This is a genomic window from Rhodoferax ferrireducens (assembly GCF_049302455.1).
Classification (GTDB): Bacteria; Pseudomonadota; Gammaproteobacteria; order Burkholderiales; family Burkholderiaceae_C; genus Rhodoferax; species Rhodoferax ferrireducens_B.
Genome location: NZ_JBAQMD010000095.1, coordinates 1 through 23,161, shown reverse-complemented (window position 1 = coordinate 23,161; position 23,161 = coordinate 1). Strand labels below are relative to the sequence as shown.

Below are 23,161 nucleotides of genomic sequence, written 5' to 3'. Positions count from 1 at the left end.
GCACCAACCAGACCCCGGTGCTGCCGGCCGCGCGCACCCGCTACCTGGCAGAAATCAGCGACACCGTGCGCGCCTACAAAAAGCGCGCTCGCAGCCAGGCCAAATTGGCGCGTGAAGTGCAGCAACTCAAGGCCACGGCGCAAATGTTGCTGGCACACGACCCGTGCAAGGACGGATCAAACAAACCCGGCGCTTACGGTACCGTGCTGGAACTGGCCCAAGAGCGCACCGAGCGCTTGGACCCGGCGTGCGCCAAGCTGCTGGCGCAGTGGCCCACCATGCAAACGGCCTACGCGGGTGATGAATACGTGGTCAAAATCCGCGACAAGGAAATCCGCACCGCACTCACCAGCAAATCCTTGAGCGGCACCACCATCCGCAAGGTGTGCCTGCCGCAATACGAAGACCATGGCGAAATCCTGAAATGGCTGATGTTGGATAACGTGCCCGGCAGCTACCCCTACACCGCCGGCACCTTTGCCTTCAAGCGCGAAGGCGAGGACCCGACCCGCATGTTTGCCGGTGAAGGCGACGCGTTTCGCACCAACACGCGTTTCAAATTGCTCAGCTCCGGCATGGCGGCCAAGCGTTTGAGTACCGCGTTTGACTCGGTCACGCTGTATGGCAACGACCCCGATCCGCGCCCCGATATCTACGGCAAGGTCGGCAACTCGGGCGTCAGCATCGCCACGCTCGACGATCTGAAAGTGCTGTATGGCGGCTTTGATCTGTGCAGCCCGTCAACCAGTGTCAGCATGACCATCAACGGCCCGGCGCCTAGCATACTGGCGATGTTCATGAACACCGCGATTGACCAGAACATCGACAAATTCAAGCTTGATAATGGCCGCGAGCCGACCGACACCGAAACGGAGAAGATCAAGGAATGGGTGCAGGAGAACGTGCGCGGCACGGTGCAGGCCGACATCCTGAAAGAAGACCAGGGGCAGAACACCTGCATCTTCAGCACCGAATTTTCACTGAAGGTGATGGGCGACATCGCCGAATATTTTGTGCACAACCGGGTGCGCAATTTCTACAGCGTGTCGATCAGCGGCTACCACATTGCCGAAGCCGGGGCCAACCCGATTTCGCAGCTGGCATTTACCTTGTCCAACGGCTTTACCTTTGTCGAGGCCTACCTGGCGCGCGGCATGCACATTGACGACTTTGCGCCCAACTTGAGCTTCTTCTTCAGCAACGGCATGGACCCCGAATACACCGTGATGGGTCGCGTCGCGCGCCGCATCTGGGCCGTCGCCATGAAAGAAAGATACGGCGCCAACGAACGCAGCCAGAAGCTCAAATACCACATCCAGACCAGTGGGCGCAGCCTGCACGCGCAGGAGATCCAGTTCAACGACATTCGCACCACGCTGCAGGCCTTGATCGCCATTTACGACAACTGCAACAGCCTGCACACCAACGCTTTCGACGAAGCCATCACCACGCCGACCGAAGACTCGGTGCGCCGCGCCATGGCGATCCAGCTCATCATCAACCGCGAATGGGGCCTGGCCAAGAACGAAAATCCGTCCCAAGGCGCCTTCATCATCGAGGACCTGACCGAGTTGGTGGAAGAAGCGGTGCTGCTCGAATTTGAGCGCATTTCCGAGCGTGGCGGCGTGCTCGGGGCCATGGAAACCGGCTACCAGCGCGGCAAGATTCAGGACGAATCGATGCACTACGAAATGCTCAAGCACACCGGCGAGCTGCCCATCATCGGCGTCAACACCTTCCGCAACCCGCATGGCGACGCGGTGCACGACACGCTGGAACTGGCCCGCTCAACGGAGGAAGAAAAACAAAGTCAGCTCAAGCGGCTGGCCGAGTTCCATGCGCTGCACGCCAAGGAGGCGCCCGCGATGCTCAAACGCCTGCAAAAAGCCGTGATCGACAACAAGAACGTGTTTGAGGTGCTGATGGACGCCGTGCGCTGCTGTTCCCTGGGTCAGATCACCAACGCCTTGTTTGAGGTCGGCGGGCAGTACAGAAGAAATATGTGAAACTTTGCGGGACAGACCAAGGCTTGCGTGTTGTGAGCTTGCTCTGTCCTCAACAAATTAAAACCTTGAACTCTATTGACCTGAACCTGTTTGACGTCAATGCCGTCATCGTTGACCTTGATGGCACCATGATTGACACATTGGACGATTTTTGTGTTGCGCTCAACCGGATGCTGGGCGACTTGCCTGCGCCTTTTGCCTCCCATCAGGTCGACCGCGCAACGGTTGCGCAGCTGGTCGGCAAAGGCTCAGAGCATTTGCTAAGAAGCGTGTTGGCCCTCGTCAGTAGTGCTTCATTGGCTATCCATTCAGAAGCAAACAGCGGATCGACTGCAGGCGGCGAGGCCGACTTGCCGGACCGTATCTACCCGCAGGCCTGGGCCAGTTACCAGCGCCATTACCGCGCGGTCAATGGTCAATACGCCCGTGTTTTCCCCGGTGTTGAGGCGGGGCTGATCTACCTGAAAGCCCGCGGCCTGAAGCTGGCCTGCCTGACCAACAAACCGACGGCGTTCGCCAAGGCGTTGCTGCAGGCCAAGGGCCTGGACGGTTTCTTTGATCTCACGTTTGGCGGCGACGCCTTTGCGCGCAAAAAGCCCGATCCGTTGCCGCTGCTCGCTACCTGTGCCGCGTTGGGCTCAGCGCCGCGGCGCACCTTGATGATTGGCGACTCCAGCAACGACACCCAAGCGGCGCGTGCCGCTGGCTGCCCGGTGTTGCTGGTGACCTACGGCTACAACCATGGCCAGCCGATTCGCGACGTGCAGGCCGATGGCTACATCGACTCCTTGCAGCGCTTGATACCCGCTTAAGCGGCTTCCAGCTTGAACACCGCCACGGTTTGTACCAGTGCCTGGGCGCGTGATTTCAGACTGCCGGCGGAGGCGGCCATCTCTTCGACCAGCGCCGCGTTTTGCTGCGTTGCCTGATCCATTTGGGCAATCGCCTCGCCGACCTGGGAAACGCCGTCACTCTGGTCGGTGCTCGCAATACTGATTTCAGCCATGATGTCGGTCACATGGCGAATGCTGCTGACCACCTCGCTCATGGTGGCGCCGGCCCGGTCCACCAGCGCGCTGCCTTGTTCCACGCGCTCCACACTGGTATTGATCAATGACTTGATTTCCCGGGCCGCCTCGGCCGAGCGCCCGGCGAGCGAGCGCACCTCGCTGGCCACCACGGCAAAACCACGACCCTGCTCGCCGGCCCGGGCCGCTTCCACGGCCGCGTTGAGCGCCAGAATATTGGTCTGGAAGGCAATGCCATCAATCACACTGATGATGTCGGAGATTCTGCGCGAGGCGTCGTTGATGCCTTTCATGGTGTCCACCACCTGGCTCACCACGTCACCGCCCCGTGCCGCCACGCTGCTGGCATTCAGGGCCAGTTCATTGGCCTTGCGGGCGTTGTCGGCGTTTTGCTTGACGTTGGCGCTGAGCAACTCCATGGACGCCGAGGTTTGTTCCAGTGAGCTGGCCTGACTCTCGGTTCGGGCCGACAGGTCCAGATCGCCCTGGGCAATCTCGGCGCTGGCCGTGGCCACGCTTTCGGCGTCGTCGCGGACCTCGGAGACAACGGTGCTCAGGTGCGCCTGCATGTCCTTGAGCGCCATCAGCAGCAGGGCGGTTTCGCTCTTGCCGCTGGCCTCGAACTGCTGGCTCAGGTCACCGGCGGCCACAGCGCGCGACACGGCCACGGCCTGGTTGAGCGGGCCGGTGATGGAGCGAATGATCCAGGCCGCCATCAGCACGGCCAGTACCAGGGCAATGGCGAGTGTGGCCACGACGACGACCTTCATACTGGTGGCGGCGTCCTGGGTGGCGCTGGTGGATTGGTTCAGCTGGCTGTCGAGGTGCGTGAGCAGGCCATTGAGCGTGTCGAAGTAAGCTTCCTGAGCCGGCGCCACTTTGTCCATGAGCAGCGTCCTGGCCTCAAAGAAAGAACCGGCGTTCACCAAGCCCATGACTTCTGCCTGCATCGGGTCGTATTGGCTGCGCGCCTTGGCCACCCTGGCCAGAATGGCCCGACCCGTGTCAGACGTCGTCTGCTCGCTGAGACTGGCCAGACTGGCGTTGATGCGCACGCGCGCCGACTCAACGCGCTCAACCTCTTTTTTGATGCCGTCTGCGTCTCGCATCATCATGGTGTTGCGAAGCGCAATGGAGATTGCGTTGAGGTCGCCCTTGACCTCGTTGGTCGCGGCGATGAGCGGCATGCGCTCATCAATCACCTGGTTGAACATCTTGCTCATGACGCCCACCTTGAGCAGCGACACGCCACCCATGAGTGCAATCAGCAGTCCAAGCACGCCAAAGCCCAACGTCAAGCGGCTGGAAATTTTCATGTCATTAATGTTCACAAAGCGCATCCTATAAAAAAACAGATCAATCTCCGGTGCCGGGTTGGCGTTGACGCACAGGCCGCTTCAAGCCCTCCAGACAGACTTAGAAAGTTTCCCAGTCACCCTCGGCGCCAGCCGCCGCCGGTGCCGCTTTTGGGGTGACGGACCGGTCCGCCAGCAATGTTGGTGTTGTGCTCGGGGCCTGGCTGGCAGGGCTGCTGGTCCGTGATCGGGCCGCTGCACCCTTGGGGATGCCCGCGCCGCGCCGCTCCTCGCCCTTGAACGGCACCGCGCCCGGCTTGTGCGAGCGCACCGCAGCCACTGTGGCCATACCCTGTTGGGCGTCATTGGCGCTGAGCTTGAACACCGCCACCACTTGCACCAGTTCCTGTGCCTGCACTTTCAGGCTGCTGGCTGCGGCTGCCATTTCTTCGACCAGCGCCGCGTTTTGCTGGGTGACCTGGTCCATTTGGGTGACCGCTTCGCCGACTTGTGTCACACCCTGGCTTTGCTCGTTGCTGGCGGCACTGATCTCACCCATGATGTCCGTCACGCGTTTGATCGCGCTGACCACCTCGGTCATGGTGCTGCCCGCCTTGTCCACCAGCAGCGTACCCTGCTCAACGTGCTCCACGTTGGCGTTGATCAGGCTCTTGATTTCCTTGGCCGCCTCGGCCGAGCGTCCGGCCAGCGAGCGCACTTCAGAAGCCACCACGGCAAAACCACGGCCTTGCTCCCCGGCGCGCGCCGCTTCCACGGCCGCGTTGAGCGCCAGGATGTTGGTCTGGAAGGCGATGCCGTCAATGACGCTGATGATGTCGCTGATCTTGCGCGAGGCGTCGTTGATGCCCTTCATGGTGTCCACCACCTGCGCCACCACTTCGCCGCCCTGCACCGCGACCGTGCTGGCGCTTAGGGCCAGTTGATTGGCCTGGCGCGCGTTGTCGGCGTTGGCTTTGACGGTGGAGCTGAGTTGTTCCATGGACGCGGCGGTTTCTTCCAGCGCGCTGGCTTGACTCTCGGTGCGGCTTGAGAGGTCGCTGTTGCCTTGCGCAATTTCGGCGCTGGCCGTGGCCACGCCTTCGGAGCCCCGGCGCACGTTGGTGACGACGCTGGCCAGGCTGGTTTGCATGTGGGCAAAGCCACGCATCAGCGCCGATATTTCGTCGCTGCCGTTGGTGACTCTGATGGTTTGGCTCAAATCGCCTTGCGCCACCGCTTCAGAGATCTTGACCGCCCGTGCCAAGGGGTTGGCAATGCCGCGCGCCAACATCCAGCCAAACCAGGCGGCAAACAGCAGGCCCAAGGCGATGGCGGCAATACACACGGCGCGGATGGTGTGGTAGCGGTCGCTGTTGGCCTCAAAACTGTGTTTGGCTTCATCCAGCTGAAACTTCTGCAGGGCGTCAGCCGCGTCCCGCGCGGCGTCAAAAGTGGGGCGGATTTTTTCCACCACGATCTGGCGCGCTTGCAGAAAGTCACTGTCGTGCAGGGCGGCAATGGTGGGCTTCAAGCCCTCTTGCACATACAGGCCCCGCTTGTCGGCATAGGCCTTGGCCAACTGAGCCTGTTCGGGCGATTTGGGACCGGCCATGTACTCGTCCCAGATCTTGCTGATCTTGGCGATATTGGCTTCGACCTCGTCGACGCTGCGCTTGGTGCGCTCGGGCAATTGCTCAAGCACGGCGTTGGCAATCACCAGCCGATTGCGCAGCATCAGGTACTTGACCTCGGCCATGTGGGCGATTTGGACGGTGGCGTCGTTGTACCCCGTATCCATCGCCTCGTCACTTTTGCTCATGCCATACAAGCCAATGCCGCCAATCAGCACCAGCAACATGGCCAGCACGCCGGTCAGAATGGCGAGTCGGGTGGAAATCTTCAGTCTATTCATGCGTTTGCTCCATGCGGCCGGTGTTGATCAAATCTGCCATCATAAAGCCGCTGCAGGCCCCGACTCACTGGCTCGTTGACTGGTCACTTACCGCCCAGCAAGGCCTCCTTGAGTTTGTAATCAGCCGGTGAGGAGCCCAGCCAGATCATCATCAGCGCCTTGAAAAATTCCGGCTCCTGAAACGGCTCGCCCTGCACCACGTCCTTGACGGTGATGACGGTGCCGGAGCCGGGCACCCAATCGATCAGGAACTGGTCGCCCGCCACCAGGGGCTTTTGCGCGGCAAAAATCTCACCCATGCGGATCAGGCCCGGGATCAGTTTGGACATGGATGCTTTGCCCATGTTGTCCTCCACGCCGCGGGTCAACAGCTTGCCCAGTTCCCTGGAATCAATGGTTCTGAGCATGGTGACTATCAGGCGCTTCGGGCCGGGCTGGTTGATGACTTCATCGGGCGTGCTCGCCTTTTTGGCCAGATACAAGCCCGCCACATAGACTTTGACGACGAACTTGTAGCGGGTGCCGGCGCCATTGAGTTGCAGTTGAGCTCCATGTACTTGCGCCGTGTCTTCCAGTTTGACGCCATGAATTTCGACTGGGGCGGCCAGGGCGTTGAAGGCGAACAGGGCGGCGCCCAGTGCCAGCACCAGATGTTGAACAAGCTTCATGAGTTTCCTTTAATAGAACGACCGTGCTAATTAGTGGGTGGCGCGATTCTGGGGGTGATTGGCAGTGCTGCGCAAGAGGGTTTTCGCTTAGGGTTTGCGATGACGCGTCCCGAATGTGACGGTCACTCAGTCGGTGGGCCAGGGTTTGCTACACTGGCGCGCATGTTCATTCACCGCATCAGCATCACAGGTTGTAGCGACCGGGGAGCCTGGCTCTGGCGCCCGCTACCAGACACGTCGGCTCGCGCCTGACTTTTCTCCCCCCTTGGTCTGAATGAACCGCAGCACGTCGTGCTGCCCGCTGGTCCTACCGCGTGCTGGCAGCCACCTGTTCCAGCCGCGTGCCCATAGGCTGGCTTTGAACTGAAAGAATCTGTCCCATGATCTCTGAACTCGAATTCAAAAGCCTGAGCGCCCAAGGCTACAACCGCATTCCCTTGATGACAGAAGCCTTTGCCGATCTGGAAACCCCCTTGTCGCTGTACCTGAAGCTGGCGTATTCCAAAGACAGCGGCAAATACAGCTTCTTGCTGGAATCTGTCGTTGGCGGCGAGCGCTTTGGCCGCTACAGCTTCATTGGCCTGCCGGCCCGCACGCTCTTACGCTCCATGGGTTTTGGCCCGGAGGTGCGTACCGAAGTGGTGACCGATGGCGTGGTGGTGGAAACCTCCAGCGCCAACCCGCTGGATTTCATCTCGGACTACCAGAAGCGCTTCAAAGTGGCGCTGCGCCCGGGCCTGCCGCGGTTTTGCGGCGGCCTGGCCGGCTACTTTGGCTACGACGCCGTGCGCTATATCGAGAAAAAGCTCGAAAAATCGTGCCCACCCGACACCCTGGGCTGCCCCGACATCCTGCTGTTGCAGTGCGAAGAGCTGGCGGTGATCGACAACCTGTCGGGCAAGCTGTACTTGATTGTCTACGCCGACCCGGCCCGCCCGGAAGCCTATGCCAACGCCAAGAAGCGCCTGCGCGAGTTGAAGGAACAACTTAAATATTCGGTCAGCGCGCCGGTGGTCAAGCCGACGCAAAGCCACAGCGCCGAGCGCGACTTTGCCAAGGCCGACTACATCGCCGCCGTGGAGCGCGCCAAGGAGTTGATTGCCGGTGGCGACTTCATGCAGGTCCAGGTGGGCCAGCGCATCAAGAAGCGCTACACCGAGTCGCCGCTGAGCTTGTACCGGGCCTTGCGCGCACTCAATCCCAGCCCGTACATGTACTACTACCACTTTGGTGATTTTCATGTGGTCGGCGCCAGCCCGGAGATTCTGGTGCGCCAGGAGCAGGTGACTTTTGACGGCAAGACGGAGCAGAAGGTCACCATCCGGCCGCTCGCCGGCACGCGGCCGCGTGGCGCCAGCCTGGAGCTGGACAAGGCGGCCGAAGTGGAACTGATCAACGACCCGAAAGAGCGCGCCGAGCACGTGATGCTGATCGACCTGGCGCGCAACGACATCGGCCGCATCGCCAAAATCGGCAGCGTGAAAGTGACCGAAGCCTTTAGCGTGGAGCGCTACAGCCATGTGATGCACATCGTCAGCAATGTCGAAGGCACCCTGAACGAGGGCATGACCAGCATGGACGTGCTCAGGGCCACCTTTCCGGCCGGCACGCTGACCGGCGCGCCCAAGGTGCACGCGATGGAGCTGATCGACCAGCTGGAGCCGACCAAGCGCGGGGTCTATGGCGGCGCCTGCGGTTACCTGAGTTACGCCGGCGACATGGACGTGGCGATCGCGATTCGCACCGGCATCATCAAGGACCAGACGCTGTACGTGCAGGCGGCGGCCGGCATCGTGGCCGACTCGGTGCCGGAGCTGGAATGGAAAGAGACCGAGGCCAAAGCGCGGGCATTGCTGCGGGCGGCAGAGCTGGTGGAAGAAGGGCTGGAGTGAAGCGCTTTCTGCGTCATTCGCGACATGGGTTGCTGCTGGCAGCTTGCCTGGGCGGCCTGGGCGCGTATCTCGCCTACAACCTTCATGGTGAGCATGAGCGCATTGAGGCGGTGGAACGCGAGCGGCTGGCGACACAATCGAAGGTGATTGAAGACAACCTGACGCGTCAGCTGGTAGCCATCAACCTCGCGCTCGAATCGATCATGGTCGAATTGCCCGATTGGGCCGGCCAGCCCGATGGCCGGGAGCGTGCCATTCGTCAGCTCAAGAGCATGAAAGTCTCAATGCCTTCGGTACGCACCTTCGCGGTGCTTGATGAGAAAGGAACGGTCACGGCGTCGAACCGTGAAGAGCTGCTGGGGCGCAATTTTCACGACCGGGACTATTTTCAGACAGCGCTGCGTGCGCTGAGCACCAAGACCCTCTACGTCAGTGCGCCGTTCAAAACAGTCCTGGACAAATTTGTCATCAGCGTTGCTCGCGTCATGACAGGGCCGCAGGGGCAGTTTGCTGGTCTGGTGTCGGCGTCAGTGGATCCGGTTGACATCCAGATATTGCTGAATTCGGTGCGTTATGCCGATGACATGCGGTCGATGCTGGTGCACGGTGACGGAACGATATTTGTCAGCCAACCCGCATTGGCCGAGGTGATCGGCAAGAATGTGTCGCTGCCGGACTCCTTTTTCAGACAGCACCTGGACAGCAAACGCCCGGTCAGCCATTTCGAGGGCATCTCCCCCGCCACCGGGGACAAGCGACTCCCGGTCCTGCGCACCATTCAGCCCGCTGACTTGGCCATGGACAAACCGCTGGTCGTGTCCCTCAGCCGTGAGTTGGATGCCATGTTTGCCCCGTGGCAGCGCGATGTCAGGAACCAGCTGCTGGCTTATCTGTTGCTGGTCCTGCTCAGCACCATGGGCCTGTGGCTGTATCGGCGTCAACGGGTGCGCCAACGCGTGAACGAGCAGCGACTCAAATTGGCAACCGAGGCCGCCGGTGTCGGCATTTGGGAGTTCGATCTGAAGACCCGGCGCTACCACTGGGACACCGCGATGTTTGATCTGTTTGGGCTCGACGCCCGGATGGCGAATGCGCGCAACGACGACTGGCATCAACTGATGCTGCCGGGTGAACTGGAGCGCATCAAGGCGGCCACCCGTGCGGTGCTGAAAAACCGTCAGGCGTTTAATCTGACGTTCCAGATTCGGCGCCGGGATGGGCAAGTGCGCTTCATGCGCAATCGCGCGACGCTGCATTGCGATGCGCAGGGTGCGCCCAGTCGTTTGATTGGCACGACCGAGGACGTGACCGAGCGCAAGCTGCGGGAAGCTGATTTGCGCATTGCCGCTGTCGCCTTTGAATGCCAAGAATCCATCATGGTCACCGATGCGAACCAACTGATTTTGCGCGTCAACCACGCATTTACCGAGCTGTTTGGCTACACGGCACGAGACGTTCTCGGGGCGACGCCGCGGCTTCTGCAATCCGGCCGCCATGATCCGGCGTTTTACGCCGCCATGTGGGACGGCATCATGCGCGGCGGTGCCTGGCAGGGTGAAATCTGGGACCGGCGCAAAAACGGGGAATGCTTCCCGGTTTGGCTCAGCATCACGGTGGTCTGTGGCGACGACGGTGGCGTTAGCCATTACGTGGCCACCCACACCGATATCACGCTGCGCAAGGCGGCGGAAGACGATATCAGGCAACTGGCCTTTTACGACCCGTTGACCGGCCTGCCGAATCGGCGCTTGTTGCAAGACCGGCTGCATCAGGCGATGAGCCAAGCCAGACGCGAGCGCGGTCGCCTGGCGCTGCTGTTCCTTGATCTGGACAAGTTCAAGCCCGTCAACGATGCTTTTGGCCACCAAACGGGTGACGAACTGTTGCAGGCAGTGGCGCAGCGGCTGCAGGCCTGCGTGCGCGAGTCGGACACTGTGGCACGCCTGGGCGGCGATGAATTTGTGCTGCTACTGCCCAGCATCGAAGCCGCGCAGGATGCCATGGCGGTCGCCGAGAAAATTCATCAGGCATTCGGTCAGCCGTTCGCCCTGTCAGCCGGGCGCAACGCCACCATGTCGTTTAGCACCGGCATTGCCGTCTACCCGGAGCACGCCAGCGACGAGAAGGCGCTGATGCGCCATGCCGATGAGGCCATGTACCAGGCCAAAGCGGCCGGGCGCGACCGGTTCGTCTTGTTTGCGCCGGCCTCTGAACCGGCAACTTTGCAGCCCCCCGCTGATCGTGGCGGTACGGCCCCCACCATTGGATAACCCCAACCATTCGCCGGAGCGACACATGAAACTCTTGATGATCGATAACTACGACAGCTTCACCTACAACATCGTGCAGTACCTGGGCGAGCTGGGTGCGGATGTGACGGTGGCGCGCAATGATGAAATCACACTCGATGAAATCGAGGCACGCTGGCGCGCTGGCGCGCTGGACCGGCTGGTGATCTCGCCCGGCCCCTGTTCGCCGACGGAGGCCGGTATTTCGGTGGCGGCCATCCAGCACTTTGCGGGTCGGCTGCCCATTTTGGGCGTCTGCCTGGGCCATCAGGCGATTGGCGCGGCCTTTGGCGGCAAGATTATTCGGGCCCAGCAGCTCATGCACGGCAAGACCAGTGTGATCACCACCACCCAAGAGGGCGTGTTTGCCGGCTTGCCGGCGCAGTTCACCGTCAACCGCTACCACTCACTGTCCATCGAGCGCGCCACTTGCCCGCCTTGCCTGAAAATCACCGCCTGGACCGATGACGGCGAGATCATGGGCATCAAGCACACCAGCCTGGACATTGAAGGTGTGCAGTTTCACCCCGAGAGCATCCTGACCGAGCATGGGCATGCCATGCTGAAGAACTTCCTGAAACCTCGCGGGACGGACCGCAGTGACGCGAAGCGCACAAGCTCTGTCCCCAACTGATTGGGGATTGTGCTATTAATACAATAGCGTCTCATGCATATTCAACGGGGGCTAGAGGCCAATATGACCATAAATTCTGAAGCATGATTGAACCGCTCATCGCCGCTAAAGTTCGCCACTGGCTGGACAAACCGGACTGTCCTGCTACGCCCTTGCTGGCCCACATGCGCACGGCGGGCAAGCTGCGCGACGTGCAAATCGCGGCACTGCAAACCTATCTGTATTTGTTGCTTGAAGGCAAGAACCAGGCCCTGACGCAGCTCTGGATGCAAGGCCTGTTCGCCAAAGCGGCCAGCTACGACGGCCCCCGTAGCCGTGTGCCCCAGATTGCTCGTGACGTGTTTGCCAGCCAACCTGCCGCCCACACGTGGTACCAGCTTTGCCAGACGCAGCAGCCACAGCTTGCGACCTGGCTGGAAGAAAACGCCGACCAGCCAGATTACTTGGCGCTCACCCATGAATTGTTTTACGGCTGGGAAAACACCGATTACGTTTTCAGCCTGCCCATGGGCTCAGGCAAAACGTGGCTCATGGCCGCCATCATGTACCTCAACTTGTACCTCGGTGAGCAAAACCCGGGGGATGCACGTTTTGCGCAGAATTTTTGCGTACTGATTCCGTCGGCCAAAAAGTCCAGCATTTTGCCCAGCCTGCGCAGCATCGAGCGCTTCGACCCGGCCTGGGTACTGCCCGAGCCAGCGGCCGGGCGTTTGCGCCAGGTACTGCGCTTTGAAGTGCTGGATGCGCCCAAAACCGCAGCCAAAAGCAACCGCATCCGAAACCCCAACGCACACAAAGTGGGTCAGCACCTGATGCAACCTGGCCTCACTGGCCTGGTGTTGGTGGTGAATGCTGAAAAAGTTATTCTTGACCGCCTGGATGACAGTACCGATGCACTGGTTGAAAAAACCGACGACGAAAGGGATAAAGCTGCCAACGAGTTGCGCCACCTGATTGGTCGTGTGCCCGGTCTGCAACTGATGGTGGACGAAGTGCATGGCGCTGCCACCAGCGAGATCAAGCTGCGCCAGGTCATGCAGCGCTGGCACGCAGGCGGCAACGTGCACAGTGTGGTGGGCTTTTCAGGCACCCCGTTTCTGGAGAAACCGCAGGAAATCAAAATCGGTGATTACACCCTCAAGCAGCGCCAAATGAGCACCGTGGTGTTTCATTACGCCTTGACCGACGCGGTGCGCACCTTTCTCAAGCAGCCCACGGTGGAGACGGCTTACGGCCTGAGCGCTGAGCAAATCGTGCGCCGAGGCACCCAGGAATTTCTGACCCGCTATGGCGCCACCGTGTACCCCACCGGGTGCAGCGCCAAGTTGGCGATTTACTGCGGCTCCATCGAGCGACTGGAGACCGAAGTGGCCCCCATGGTGGAGCAGCTTTTCCCGGGCCAGGTGCTCAAGTACCACCGTGGCAATGCACACTTCAAAGCCCCCATTGGGGCGGAGAGTCAGTTTGCCGCGTTGGACTCGCCCGCCTCCATTCACCGCGTGGTGTTGCTGGTGCAAATTGGCAAAGAAGGCTGGGACTGCCACAGCCTCACCGGGGTCATCCTGGCGCAAAAGGGCGACAGCCCGACCAACATGGTGCTGCAGTCGGCTTGCCGCTGCCTGCGCGAAGTGGTGCGCGGCCAGCGCCACACGGCGCTGATTTACCTCAGCCAGGACAACGCGCAGGTACTGGAGGCACAGCTTAAAAACAGCCAAAACACCAGCATTGCTGCCCTGAATGCCGCAGCACAGGCGCAAGTCACTACGGTGCCCATGTTTGACCGCAGCGCGTGGCTTAAAAGCCTGGACAAAATACCGGCCATAGAGGCGTACCAGTTGCGCCTGCACACCCAAACCCTGTTCATCCAGGACGACCCGCAAACGCGAGCCAAGCTGCAGGTCGCGCTGCAACGCGCCCAAACGCGCCAAAGCAGCGGCATCACCACCGGCACGCTTGATCACCTGTCTGTGCGCTCTACGAGTGCGGTCGAATTGGGCGCTACTGCGGAGTTTGCGCACTGGCTGCACACTCTGGTGCGCGAGAGCGCGGGCACGCTGGCCCAAGTTACCTTGGCACCTTTCAGTGCCGAGCTGCACGCCATTTTTGAAGCCCTCACCGAAGTTGACCCAAAAGGCGACCCGGAAAACTCAAGGCGTTACCACCTGCAAGCCCCGCAAGACGATGTGCGCCGCTTGGTGCGTTTGGCCTTTTGGCGCTTGCGCGAATTTGCCACCGCAGTGCAGCCGCTGGACCAGGCAGAAAACCTGCTGCTATTGACCCATGGCAAGTTGCCCGCCGAAGTGCCAACACATGAGAAGCTTTACCCGCAAACCGCAGACGTGCAAAAAATCATTGCAGCCGACGCTGCAGGCCAGCGTGGCAGCGACATCGCCCACGCCGACGATGCCGCCTTTGCCGCCGCGCGGGCCTTGCTGGAGCAACAAGGCCTGGGCCACATGCTGGCCGCCCAATCCGCAGTGACGGCCCCGGCCGAGCTTGCTGCCAAAGACCACACCTTTCACTACCTGCCCTACGACTTTGCCCAAAGTGGCCTGGAGTTGGGGCTGCTGCAAGAGTTGCTGAAAACGACGGAGTTTCAGGCCTCTGGCCTGGAGGTGTATTACAACGGCGCGCGCCACCTCACCGAATTTCGCATCGACTGTTTCCAGCAAGTAGGCAGCACCAGCGGCAACCAAAGCAAACGCTGGCAGCGGTTGGGTGCCTACACGCCTGACTTTGTCATGCTCCAGCGTGACGCAGACGGTGCGACGCACAAAGTGCTGATCATCGAAACCAAGGGTGCCGGATTCTCGGAGCAATCGGGCTATGCACTGCGCAAACACTTCGTCAGCACCGAGTTCTTAATGCTCAATAACGCCAAGTTTGGCTACCCGCGTTTTGACTTCATCGAGATCATGGAGCCTGCCAATAAAGATTACCGCAGCGCCGCCTTCAACCTGCTCAGCCACGCCCAACGCTTTTTTGCCCCCCAATAACATGCCCATTCGCTACATCCCCATCGACCCCATCGTGCTGCGCGGGCAAGCCGTGCTGGGCAACTTCACCCGCTCTTTGCGTTACAACGGCAACCACAAGCCGGGCCAGCGCCTGAGCCGGGGCTTGCCCTTGTACGAACTGCGCACGGTGGAGCAGGTTAAAGCATCAAATGTGCCTCTAGCCCCCGTAGTAACTGCGCAAGAAGCTCCTAATTTAATAGTTCATGGCGAGTGCCAGGCGGCCTGTGCGCACTTGTTGGCCACCGGGCAAAAGGTCGATCTGGTCTATATCGACCCGCCGTTTGCCAGCGGTGCCAATTACGGCAGGAAGATTTTGATGCGCCGCCACCCGCACGCCAGTGGCGAGGCGGTAGAAGGCACCGCACTGGAAGCCGACGGCTGGGAAGAAACCCTGTACGGCGACATCTGGAACAAAGAGGATTACCTCAACTGGATGTATGAGAACCTGACCGCCATCAAAGCCGTGATGAGCGACAGCGCCAGCATTTACGTGCATCTGGACTGGCACATCGGGCACTACGTCAAGATTTTGCTCGATGAGGTGTTTGGCGAGGAAAACTTTCGCAATGAGATTGTGTGGCACTACAGCGGATGGAATAAGACGCTCAACACTCATTTTGAGCGGCGTCACGATAGTATTTTTTACTACAGTAAATCGCTGGAAAGCGTCAACTTCAATTCTTTTCATGAGCAGTGGGAATCCACGGAGGCTTATGTCAAAGCGCGCAAACAGAAAGTACTAATTGATTCTGAAAACAGCGAACCTTATGTTTTGTCAGATGCGGGGAATGGTCAACGCGTAAAACGGTACCTTAAAGAGGCCATTGCCGAGGGTGTCGTTGTTGATTCCGTTTGGCATTTAGACAAGCTGAACAACTCCGCTACGGAGTCTGTGGAATACCCAACCCAAAAACCCGAAGTTTTATTAGAACGAATTATCCTGGCCTCTTCTGACAAGGGCATGCTGGTGGCCGACTTTTTCGGTGGTTCTGGTGTCACCGCCAAAGTGGCGCACGACCTGGGCCGGCGCTTTGTGCATACCGACATTGGCCTCAACAGCATCCAGACGGCGCGTGACCGGCTGGCCGCAGCCGGGGCAACGTTCGACGTGCTGCGCGTGCAAGACGGGGTGCAACTGTTTCGCAACCCGCAGCAAACCATGGCCAAGCTCAAGGGCTTGATTCCGGGCCTGACCAGCCCAAAAACTCCGCAACCCCTGCCCGACTACTGGGCCGGCATCTTTGCCAGCGATGGCGCAGTGCCCGTGGCGCTGCCTAATTTGCTGGATTCAGCCAGCCGTGTGTTTGACGAAGCGGCGCTGCATAAATTGACGCTCGAAGAGCTGCCCAAACTGGCCGACTGGGATTACCCGGTGCAAAAAGTGGTGGTCTACACCATCGACATTGCCGACCCGCAGGCTTGCGCCGCCTGGCTGGCCGAGCACAACCCCAGCGGCATAGCAGTGGAGCTGCGCGACCTCAAGCCCCTGCTGGGGGATGTGGTTTTGAGCGACGAATGCGTGGCCGTTGTGGAGCGAGTCGCTGTGTCGGCCGCTGCCTCCAGCAGCGCAGCGCAGGGCGGGGTCGAAAGCGCCATGTACCGCGTGGTGGTGCAGCGCTACCACAGCGACTATCTCGCCGGCAAGCTGGCCGAAGTGACTGCAAAAAAGGTGTTGCAACCCAGCGCCATGACCAGCGCGGCGGGCAAGGCCAAAGCCGCCGCGCTCCCTGTGGGCCTGAGTGCCGATGGGCTGGAGTGCATCGAGTGGCTGTCGGTGGATTGCACCGCGGCCGAGGGGCCGTGGACCAGCGCGGCCGAGGCCAAGATCGACGTGAAAAACCGTCTCATCCTCAATGGCGTGCGCCAGGTTGCGAAATGGGACGGCACGCTGCTGTGCGCCAGCGCCCCCAAGCGGCTGCGGGTGCGCAATGTGGCGGGTGATGAAGTGACTGTCATCCTGTCCTCCATTGATTGAGGTTAACTATGTTTTCAATAGCTGCTTGCGCATATTCCATAAGGGCTAGAGGCCTAAATGACTAAAAAAATGAGCGCCAAACAGCAACGGTTCGCGACCTACCTGGCCGCGCAAACCAAGCAGACACTGGTGGACATGCTGCTGGAGGTGTCGTGGCGGGATGAGCAGCTGGCCCAATCTCTGCTGGTCAAGTCTGCGCCCTCGGGCAAAAACGACAATTTGGTGGATGAACTGCGCCTGTTGATCAACGACGTGACCACGGTGGACGGATACATCGACTGGCGCTCCGGGCACAGTTTTGCCGACCCGTTGGATCAAGTGGTCGATACCCTTGCCGAGTTGCTGACACCGGATCGTGCTGGTGCCTTGGTGGAGTTGGCGCAGTACGCCATTGAAGAGGGCGAGGCAGCATTAGAGAACATCGACGACTCCGATGGGCTGGTGGGCGATGTGCTGCGTCGTTTGGGTGATCTGCATCTGCAGGCTTGCAAGCTGGCTCGCCCGGACCCGGTGGAACTCGCCCATGACCTGTTCAACCTGGAGACCTCCTTGCCCTTTGGTGTGAGCAGCTTTAGCGCGCTCACCTACAAAGATGCCTTGGGTGCCAAGGGGCTGAAGAGCTACGGTGCGTTGGCCCAGGCGCAATGGGATGCGCTGGAGCCTGTAGGGGCGAAAAACGGGTTTAACCATGACCGCTTCAAAATTACCCGTGTCATGGAAGACCTGGCGCGGGCGAGTGGCGACGTGGATGCGCTGATTGCAATCAAATCCCAGGACCTCGGACACCCCTATTCGTATCTGACGATTGCCGAGATATTGACGGAGAACAAGCGCCACGACGAGGCTTTGCAGTGGGCCGAGCGCGGGCTGGTCGCCCACCCGGATCGTCCCGACAACCGTTTGCGCGACTTTTTGGTGGCTGCCTACCTCAAGCGCAAGCGCCCCGCCGAAGCTTTGCAGCTCACCTGGATTCAGTTTGAGGAGCAGCCGGGATTGGCGGCGTACCAAAAGTTGCATGGCGTGGCGGCGAAGCTCGGCGTTTGGCCCGCGCAGCGTGAGCGTGCGCTGCAGTGGCTGGAGCGCACTATTGCGCAAGAGGCCAACCAAACCAGCCGCTTCAAGCCCAAGCCGTCGGTGCCCGATACGTCACCCCGTGTGGCGATTGCCCTGTGGGAGGGTGACCCGGATGCGGCTTGGACGGCGGCACACCAAGGCCAGTGCCAGCAGGGTTTGCGCCTCAGCTTGGCAAAGGGATTGGAGGCTACCCGCCCTCAGGACGCCATCAGCCTGTACCGCCAACTGGTGCCGGAGATCGTTGGGCAAACCCATAACGATGCCTACGTCAGTGCGGTGGCGCTGATTTGCAAGGTCGGCAAGCTGATGGCCGGGCTGGGTCAAACGCCGAAATTCACTGCCTACGTGGCCGAGTTGCGAGTCGGATTCAAGCCCAAGCGCAATTTCATCAAGTTGCTGGACGGGATGAATCTAGCCCGATGAAAGCTCTTTTTTGCTATATTTTCAATAGCTGCAAACGCACATTCCACAGGGGCAGGAGGCCAATATGACTAATAAACCACAAAAAATGATCGACCTGCGCAGCGACACCGTGACGCAGCCGACCCCTGCCATGCGCGCGGCCATGCTGGCGGCCCCGCTGGGCGACGACGTGTTTGGCGATGACCCCAGCGTCAACGCCTTGCAGGACAAACTGGCGGCGCTGCTGGGTTTTGAGGCGGCGCTGTTTGTTCCCACCGGCACGCAGGGCAATTTGTGCGCCATCCTGGCCCATTGCCAGCGCGGCGACGAATATATCGTGGGCCAGTACGCGCACTGTTACCGCTGGGAGGGCGGCGGCGCGGCGGTGTTTGGCAGCGTGCAGCCGCAGCCTTTGAACCACCAGCCCGATGGCACTTTGCTGCTGGCGGACATTGAAGCGGCCATCAAACCCGATGACGAGCACTTCGCGCGCACCCGGCTGCTGGCGCTGGAAAACACCTTGGGCGGCAAGCTGTTGCCGTTTGATTATGTGCAGCAGGCCACCGAGCTGGCCAGGTCCAGGGGCCTGAGCCGTCATCTGGATGGCGCCCGCTTGTTCAACGCGGCGGTGGCGCAGGCGGCCACCCATGGCACTGACGCGCTGCTTGAGGCGCGTCGCATCGCCCAGTGTTTTGACAGCGTTTCGGTCTGCCTGAGCAAGGGCCTGGGCGCGCCGGTCGGCTCGGTCTTGTGCGGTCGCCAGGACTTCATCGCCCGCGCGCACCGCATCCGCAAAATGGCGGGCGGCGGCATGCGCCAGTCAGGCCTGCTGGCAGCGGCGGGCACGTATGCGCTGGACCATCACGTTGCCAGGCTGGCCGACGACCACGCGCTCATCAAGCGGCTGGCTGAGGGCCTGAGCAAGCTGGCGGGCCTGGTGGTGGAGCCGCCACAGACCAATATCCTGTTTGTCGATCTGGTGGGTGAGGCCAAAGCGCGCGCAGCGGACTTGATCCCCTGCCTGGCGGCGCGGGGTATTCTGGTCACCGGTTTGTACCGCCTGCGTTTTGTGGCGCATCTGGATGTCGATGCGGCGGGTATTGACCGCACCGTGGCGGTGATGCGTGATTTTTTGATGGGCAGACCGTGAGCCGCCGGCTTGGCCGACACAACTTTGTGGCGGCAGCCTATCTGGTCTACGTGGGCTGGACCATGCTGATCTCGGGAAGCAAGAAAAATACTCCTGATTCAATAGCATTTGATCCAATATTCACGGGGGCTACAGGCCAAAATGATTTGAACAATGTGTTTGTCAAAGGATTCTGGACCAATGCCTTGAACCCCAAGGTGGCCTTGTTTTTAACTGGCCTTGACGGACAATCCACCTTCCTGAAACCCAGCGCGACAAACTGAAGCCACGTGAGCCAACGCTTTCCTCAACTTAAGACCATGCCGAACACCCACAAAATCACCCCGCAAGAAGCGCTCTTGCGCACCATTGAGCACCGCGAGATTTTTCACGACGAGATGCTGCACATCATGCGCGGCATCATGACGGGCGAGTGGTCGCCGGTCATGATGGCGGCCCTGATCACCGGCCTGCGCGTCAAAAAGGAAACCATCGGCGAAATCACGGCCGCCGCGCAGGTGATGCGCGAGTTTTCCACCAAGGTCAACGTTGCCGACACAAGCCATCTGGTGGACATTGTGGGCACCGGCGGTGACGGCTCGCACACTTTCAACATCTCAACCTGCGCCATGTTTGTGGCCGCCGCTGCCGGCGCCCGGGTCAGCAAGCACGGTGGCCGCAGCGTCAGCAGCAAGAGCGGCAGCGCCGATGTGATGGAGTCGCTGGGCGTCAATATCAACCTGTCGCCCGAGGCCATTGCCCAGTGCCTTGAACAGGTGGGGGTCGGCTTTATGTTTGCGCCCAATCACCACCCGGCGATGAAAAACGTGGCGCCGGTGCGCAAGGAACTGGGCATCAAGTCCATTTTCAATCTGCTCGGGCCGCTGACCAACCCGGCGGGAGCCCCCAATATCCTGATGGGTGTGTTTCACCCGGACCTGGTGGGTATTCAGGTGCGCGCGCTGCAGCGGCTGGGTGCCGAGCACGCGGTCGTGGTGTATGGCAAGGACGGTATGGACGAAGTGTCGCTGGGCGCGACCACGTTGGTCGGAGAGCTCAAACATGGTGAAATCACCGAGTATGAGATTCACCCGGAAGACTTCGGCATGGTCATGGCCAGCAACCGCGCGCTCAAGGTGGAGACGCCTGAGCAGTCCAAAACGATGCTGCTGGGGGTGCTGGACAACGCGGCGGGGGCGCCGAAAGACATCGTGATTCTCAATGCCGGTGTGGCGCTGTACGCTGCCAATGTCGTGCCGACGATGAGCGCTGGCATTGCCAAAGCACGAGCAGCCATTGAATCAGGCGCGGCCAGAGCCAAGCTGGCGCAACTGGTTTCCATGTCCCAACAACTGAAAGGCGCAGCGAAATGACCGATATTCTGGAAAGAATCGTGGCCGTCAAACGCCAGGAAATCGCAGCAGCCATTGCCCGCAAACCCTTGGCCGCGATGCGCGCCGATGCCGAGTCGCGTGTGCTGACACGGGATTTTGTCGCCGCCCTGCGCGGCAAGATCGCCGCCGGGCAGCCCGCGGTGATTGCCGAGATCAAAAAAGCCAGCCCATCCAAGGGCGTGCTGCGCGAGGATTTTATTCCCGCCGATATAGCGCAAAGCTATGCGGAGCATGGGGCGGCCTGTTTGTCGGTACTCACCGACCTGCAGTTTTTCCAGGGTTGTATTGACTACCTCAAGCAGGCCCGTGCCTCCTGCCCGTTGCCGGTGCTGCGCAAGGACTTCATGCTGGACGCCTATCAAATTTATGAATCGCGCGCTTGTGGGGCCGATGCCGTATTGCTGATTGCGGCCATTTTGGATGATGCGCAAATGAAAGACCTAGAAGCGATTGCGCGCAGCCTGGACATGGCCGTGCTGGTGGAGGTGCACGATGCGCCCGAGCTGGCGCGTGCGTTGCAGCTCAAAACGCCGCTGATCGGCATCAACAACCGCAATCTCAAAACTTTTGAGGTCTCGCTGGACACCACCTTGACGCTGATGCGCGATCTGCCTCTTGAGCGTTTGCTGGTGTGTGAGAGTGGCATCCACACCCGCGACGATGTGCTGCGCATGGGCGCGGCCGGTGTCAACGCGTTCCTGGTGGGTGAGGCTTTCATGCGCGCTCCCGACCCGGGTCTGGCTTTGGCGGGGCTGTTTGCCACGGCCTGACATGTTCGCGAGTGACGTGCCCAGTTTGACCGAGTGGGCGCCTGAGCGCTGGCCGGTGGCGGCCGACTGGCGCCCTGTGGTGGACCAGTTTTTGACCAGTGAGACGGGTCGGGCCTTGGAGCGCTTCGTGCGAGCGCAGCTGGCCGGTGGCGCCATCATCTACCCGCAGCAGCCCTTGCGCGCGCTGGCGCTGACGCCGCTGGCGCAGGTCAAAGTCGTCATTTTGGGCCAAGACCCCTATCACGGCCCCGGTCAGGCCGAGGGTTTGGCGTTCTCGGTGGCGCCCGGTGTCAAACCGCCGCCTTCACTTTGCAATATATTCAATGAAATCGCCCGGGACCCCTCGCTGAGCCCCGGCAACTTGATCCCACACGGCGACGGTTCACTGGTCGCCTGGGCGCGCCAGGGTGTCTTGCTGCTTAACAGCTGCCTCACCGTCGAGGAGGGCCAGCCCGCCAGCCATGCCGGGCGGGGCTGGGAGGCGCTGACCGATGAAGTGGTCAAGGCGGTTGCATCAATAGACAATCCGGTGGTGTTCCTGTTGTGGGGCGCCCACGCGCAGGCGAAGCAGCGTCTGATCGCGGCGACTGCCAGGCAGGGCGGTCGTGCCACGGCCGACCATTTGGTGCTGAGCGCCAACCACCCATCACCCCTGTCCGCCCGCCGCCCGCCCTTGCCATTTCTGGGTTGCGGGCATTTTGGTCTGGCAAACGCTTATCTGCTGCAGCATGGCTGCGCGCCGATTGCCTGGTAAGCGAAAGTTCTTCATTTGAGCTCGTGTCCATGCCATTTTTTCGTGGCATAATCCACGGTTCACCAAGGAGAGGTGGCCGAGTGGTTAATGGCAGCAGACTGTAAATCTGCCCTCTTACGAGTACGATGGTTCGAATCCATCCCTCTCCACCAGTGATGAATTGAATGTTGGTTCGCCGTCGTAGCGCGTGTTCATGTGTATGCGGGGACGCTGCAGCGGCTGCTTGTTTTGCAAGCTTGTGCGGGGTTCGTATAGTGGTAATACCTTAGCCTTCCAAGCTAAAGCGAGGAGTTCGATTCTCCTACCCCGCTCCATATTTGATGTGCTGGGATGGTTATGTAGTTTTTGGTTGACCTGTATTTGACGGGTTGCACAGGCCCATTTGGCTCAGTGGCAGAGCACTCCCTTGGTAAGGGAGAGGTCCCGGGTCCGATTCCCGGAATGGGCACCATGATTTTTTGATTTGACGGTTCTTTACTTTTCGGAGTCTGAAAATGGGAAAAGAAAAATTTTCGCGTAGCAAGCCGCACGTCAACGTCGGCACCATTGGCCACGTCGATCACGGCAAGACCACCCTGACTGCGGCCATCACCAGCGTGCTGGCGGCCAAATTTGGCGGCACCGCCAAGGCCTACGACCAGATCGATGCAGCGCCCGAAGAAAAAGCGCGCGGCATCACCATCAACACGGCCCATGTCGAGTACGAAACCGCCAATCGCCATTACGCCCACGTCGATTGCCCCGGCCACGCTGACTATGTGAAAAACATGATCACCGGCGCGGCGCAAATGGACGGCGCCATTCGGGTCGTGTCCGCCGCTGACGGCCCCATGCCGCAAACCCGCGAACACATCCTGCTGGCGCGCCAGGTCGGCGTGCCTTACATCATCGTATTCCTGAACAAATGCGACATGGTCGACGAC

Annotated in this window: 17 protein-coding genes and 3 tRNA genes; 17 read left to right on the top strand and 3 right to left on the bottom strand. The window is 60.5% G+C overall.

Annotation, left to right across the window (positions count from 1 at the left end; all coding sequences use genetic code 11):
* The coding region (locus tag WA157_RS16045) for a methylmalonyl-CoA mutase family protein (RefSeq protein ID WP_422621917.1) at positions 1 to 2,006 on the top strand (2,006 nt) is incomplete at its 5' end.
* Between the two features lie 65 nt (positions 2,007 to 2,071).
* Positions 2,072 to 2,818, top strand: coding sequence for a phosphoglycolate phosphatase (gene gph / locus WA157_RS16040; RefSeq protein ID WP_422621916.1), 747 nt, complete (start codon positions 2,072 to 2,074; stop codon positions 2,816 to 2,818).
* Here gph and WA157_RS16035 read toward each other — a convergent pair.
* From WA157_RS16035 to WA157_RS16025, 3 genes are all read right to left on the bottom strand, one after another.
* Entirely contained in the window at positions 2,815 to 4,350 is a 1,536-nt protein-coding gene (locus tag WA157_RS16035; RefSeq protein WP_422621915.1) for a methyl-accepting chemotaxis protein, read from the bottom strand. The genes gph and WA157_RS16035 overlap by 4 nt on opposite strands.
* A 100-nt stretch (positions 4,351 to 4,450) precedes the next feature.
* Entirely contained in the window at positions 4,451 to 6,241 is a 1,791-nt protein-coding gene (locus WA157_RS16030) for a methyl-accepting chemotaxis protein (RefSeq protein ID WP_422621914.1), read from the bottom strand.
* Positions 6,242 to 6,324: 83 nt separating this feature from the next.
* Complete coding sequence (locus tag WA157_RS16025; protein ID WP_422621913.1) at positions 6,325 to 6,909, bottom strand: chalcone isomerase family protein; 585 nt, start codon at positions 6,907 to 6,909, stop codon at positions 6,325 to 6,327.
* Positions 6,910 to 7,289: 380 nt separating this feature from the next.
* Between WA157_RS16025 and trpE the strand changes: the two genes are divergently transcribed.
* The 15 genes from trpE to WA157_RS15950 all read left to right on the top strand — a co-directional run.
* Complete coding sequence (gene trpE, locus WA157_RS16020; protein WP_422621912.1) at positions 7,290 to 8,801, top strand: anthranilate synthase component I; 1,512 nt, start codon at positions 7,290 to 7,292, stop codon at positions 8,799 to 8,801.
* Entirely contained in the window at positions 8,798 to 11,071 is a 2,274-nt protein-coding gene (locus tag WA157_RS16015; RefSeq protein ID WP_422621911.1) for a diguanylate cyclase domain-containing protein, read from the top strand. The genes trpE and WA157_RS16015 overlap by 4 nt, the downstream gene beginning before the upstream one ends.
* A 25-nt stretch (positions 11,072 to 11,096) precedes the next feature.
* Positions 11,097 to 11,723, top strand: a complete 627-nt coding sequence (locus WA157_RS16010; RefSeq protein WP_422621910.1) for an anthranilate synthase component II — start codon at positions 11,097 to 11,099, stop codon at positions 11,721 to 11,723.
* An 83-nt stretch (positions 11,724 to 11,806) separates the two neighbouring features.
* Positions 11,807 to 14,719 carry a hypothetical protein gene (locus WA157_RS16005; protein WP_422621909.1) on the top strand — a complete coding sequence of 971 codons (2,913 nt, stop codon included), beginning with the start codon at positions 11,807 to 11,809 and terminating at the stop codon, positions 14,717 to 14,719.
* A 1-nt stretch (position 14,720) separates the two neighbouring features.
* Positions 14,721 to 16,715 (top strand): DNA methyltransferase, encoded by a 1,995-nt coding sequence (locus WA157_RS16000; protein WP_422621908.1) that lies wholly within the window; start codon positions 14,721 to 14,723, stop codon positions 16,713 to 16,715.
* Between the two features lie 69 nt (positions 16,716 to 16,784).
* Positions 16,785 to 18,212 carry a DUF6880 family protein gene (locus tag WA157_RS15995; protein WP_422621907.1) on the top strand — a complete coding sequence of 476 codons (1,428 nt, stop codon included), beginning with the start codon at positions 16,785 to 16,787 and terminating at the stop codon, positions 18,210 to 18,212.
* Positions 18,213 to 18,276: 64 nt separating this feature from the next.
* Positions 18,277 to 19,341 carry a low-specificity L-threonine aldolase gene (gene ltaE, locus WA157_RS15990; RefSeq protein ID WP_422621906.1) on the top strand — a complete coding sequence of 355 codons (1,065 nt, stop codon included), beginning with the start codon at positions 18,277 to 18,279 and terminating at the stop codon, positions 19,339 to 19,341.
* Complete coding sequence (locus WA157_RS15985) at positions 19,338 to 19,604, top strand: hypothetical protein (protein ID WP_422621905.1); 267 nt, start codon at positions 19,338 to 19,340, stop codon at positions 19,602 to 19,604. The genes ltaE and WA157_RS15985 overlap by 4 nt, the downstream gene beginning before the upstream one ends.
* Positions 19,605 to 19,640: 36 nt before the next feature.
* Positions 19,641 to 20,693 carry an anthranilate phosphoribosyltransferase gene (trpD, locus tag WA157_RS15980; protein ID WP_422621904.1) on the top strand — a complete coding sequence of 351 codons (1,053 nt, stop codon included), beginning with the start codon at positions 19,641 to 19,643 and terminating at the stop codon, positions 20,691 to 20,693.
* Positions 20,690 to 21,484, top strand: a complete 795-nt coding sequence (trpC, locus tag WA157_RS15975; RefSeq protein WP_422621903.1) for an indole-3-glycerol phosphate synthase TrpC — start codon at positions 20,690 to 20,692, stop codon at positions 21,482 to 21,484. The genes trpD and trpC overlap by 4 nt, the downstream gene beginning before the upstream one ends.
* A 1-nt stretch (position 21,485) precedes the next feature.
* Positions 21,486 to 22,238, top strand: coding sequence for a uracil-DNA glycosylase (locus tag WA157_RS15970; protein WP_422621902.1), 753 nt, complete (start codon positions 21,486 to 21,488; stop codon positions 22,236 to 22,238).
* A 66-nt stretch (positions 22,239 to 22,304) separates the two neighbouring features.
* Positions 22,305 to 22,390 (top strand) — tRNA-Tyr (locus WA157_RS15965).
* A gap of 88 nt (positions 22,391 to 22,478) precedes the next feature.
* Positions 22,479 to 22,552, top strand: a tRNA-Gly gene (locus WA157_RS15960).
* 62 nt (positions 22,553 to 22,614) lie between these two features.
* Positions 22,615 to 22,689 (top strand) — tRNA-Thr (locus tag WA157_RS15955).
* Positions 22,690 to 22,732: 43 nt separating this feature from the next.
* The coding region (locus WA157_RS15950; protein ID WP_422621901.1) for a GTP-binding protein at positions 22,733 to 23,161 on the top strand (429 nt) is incomplete at its 3' end.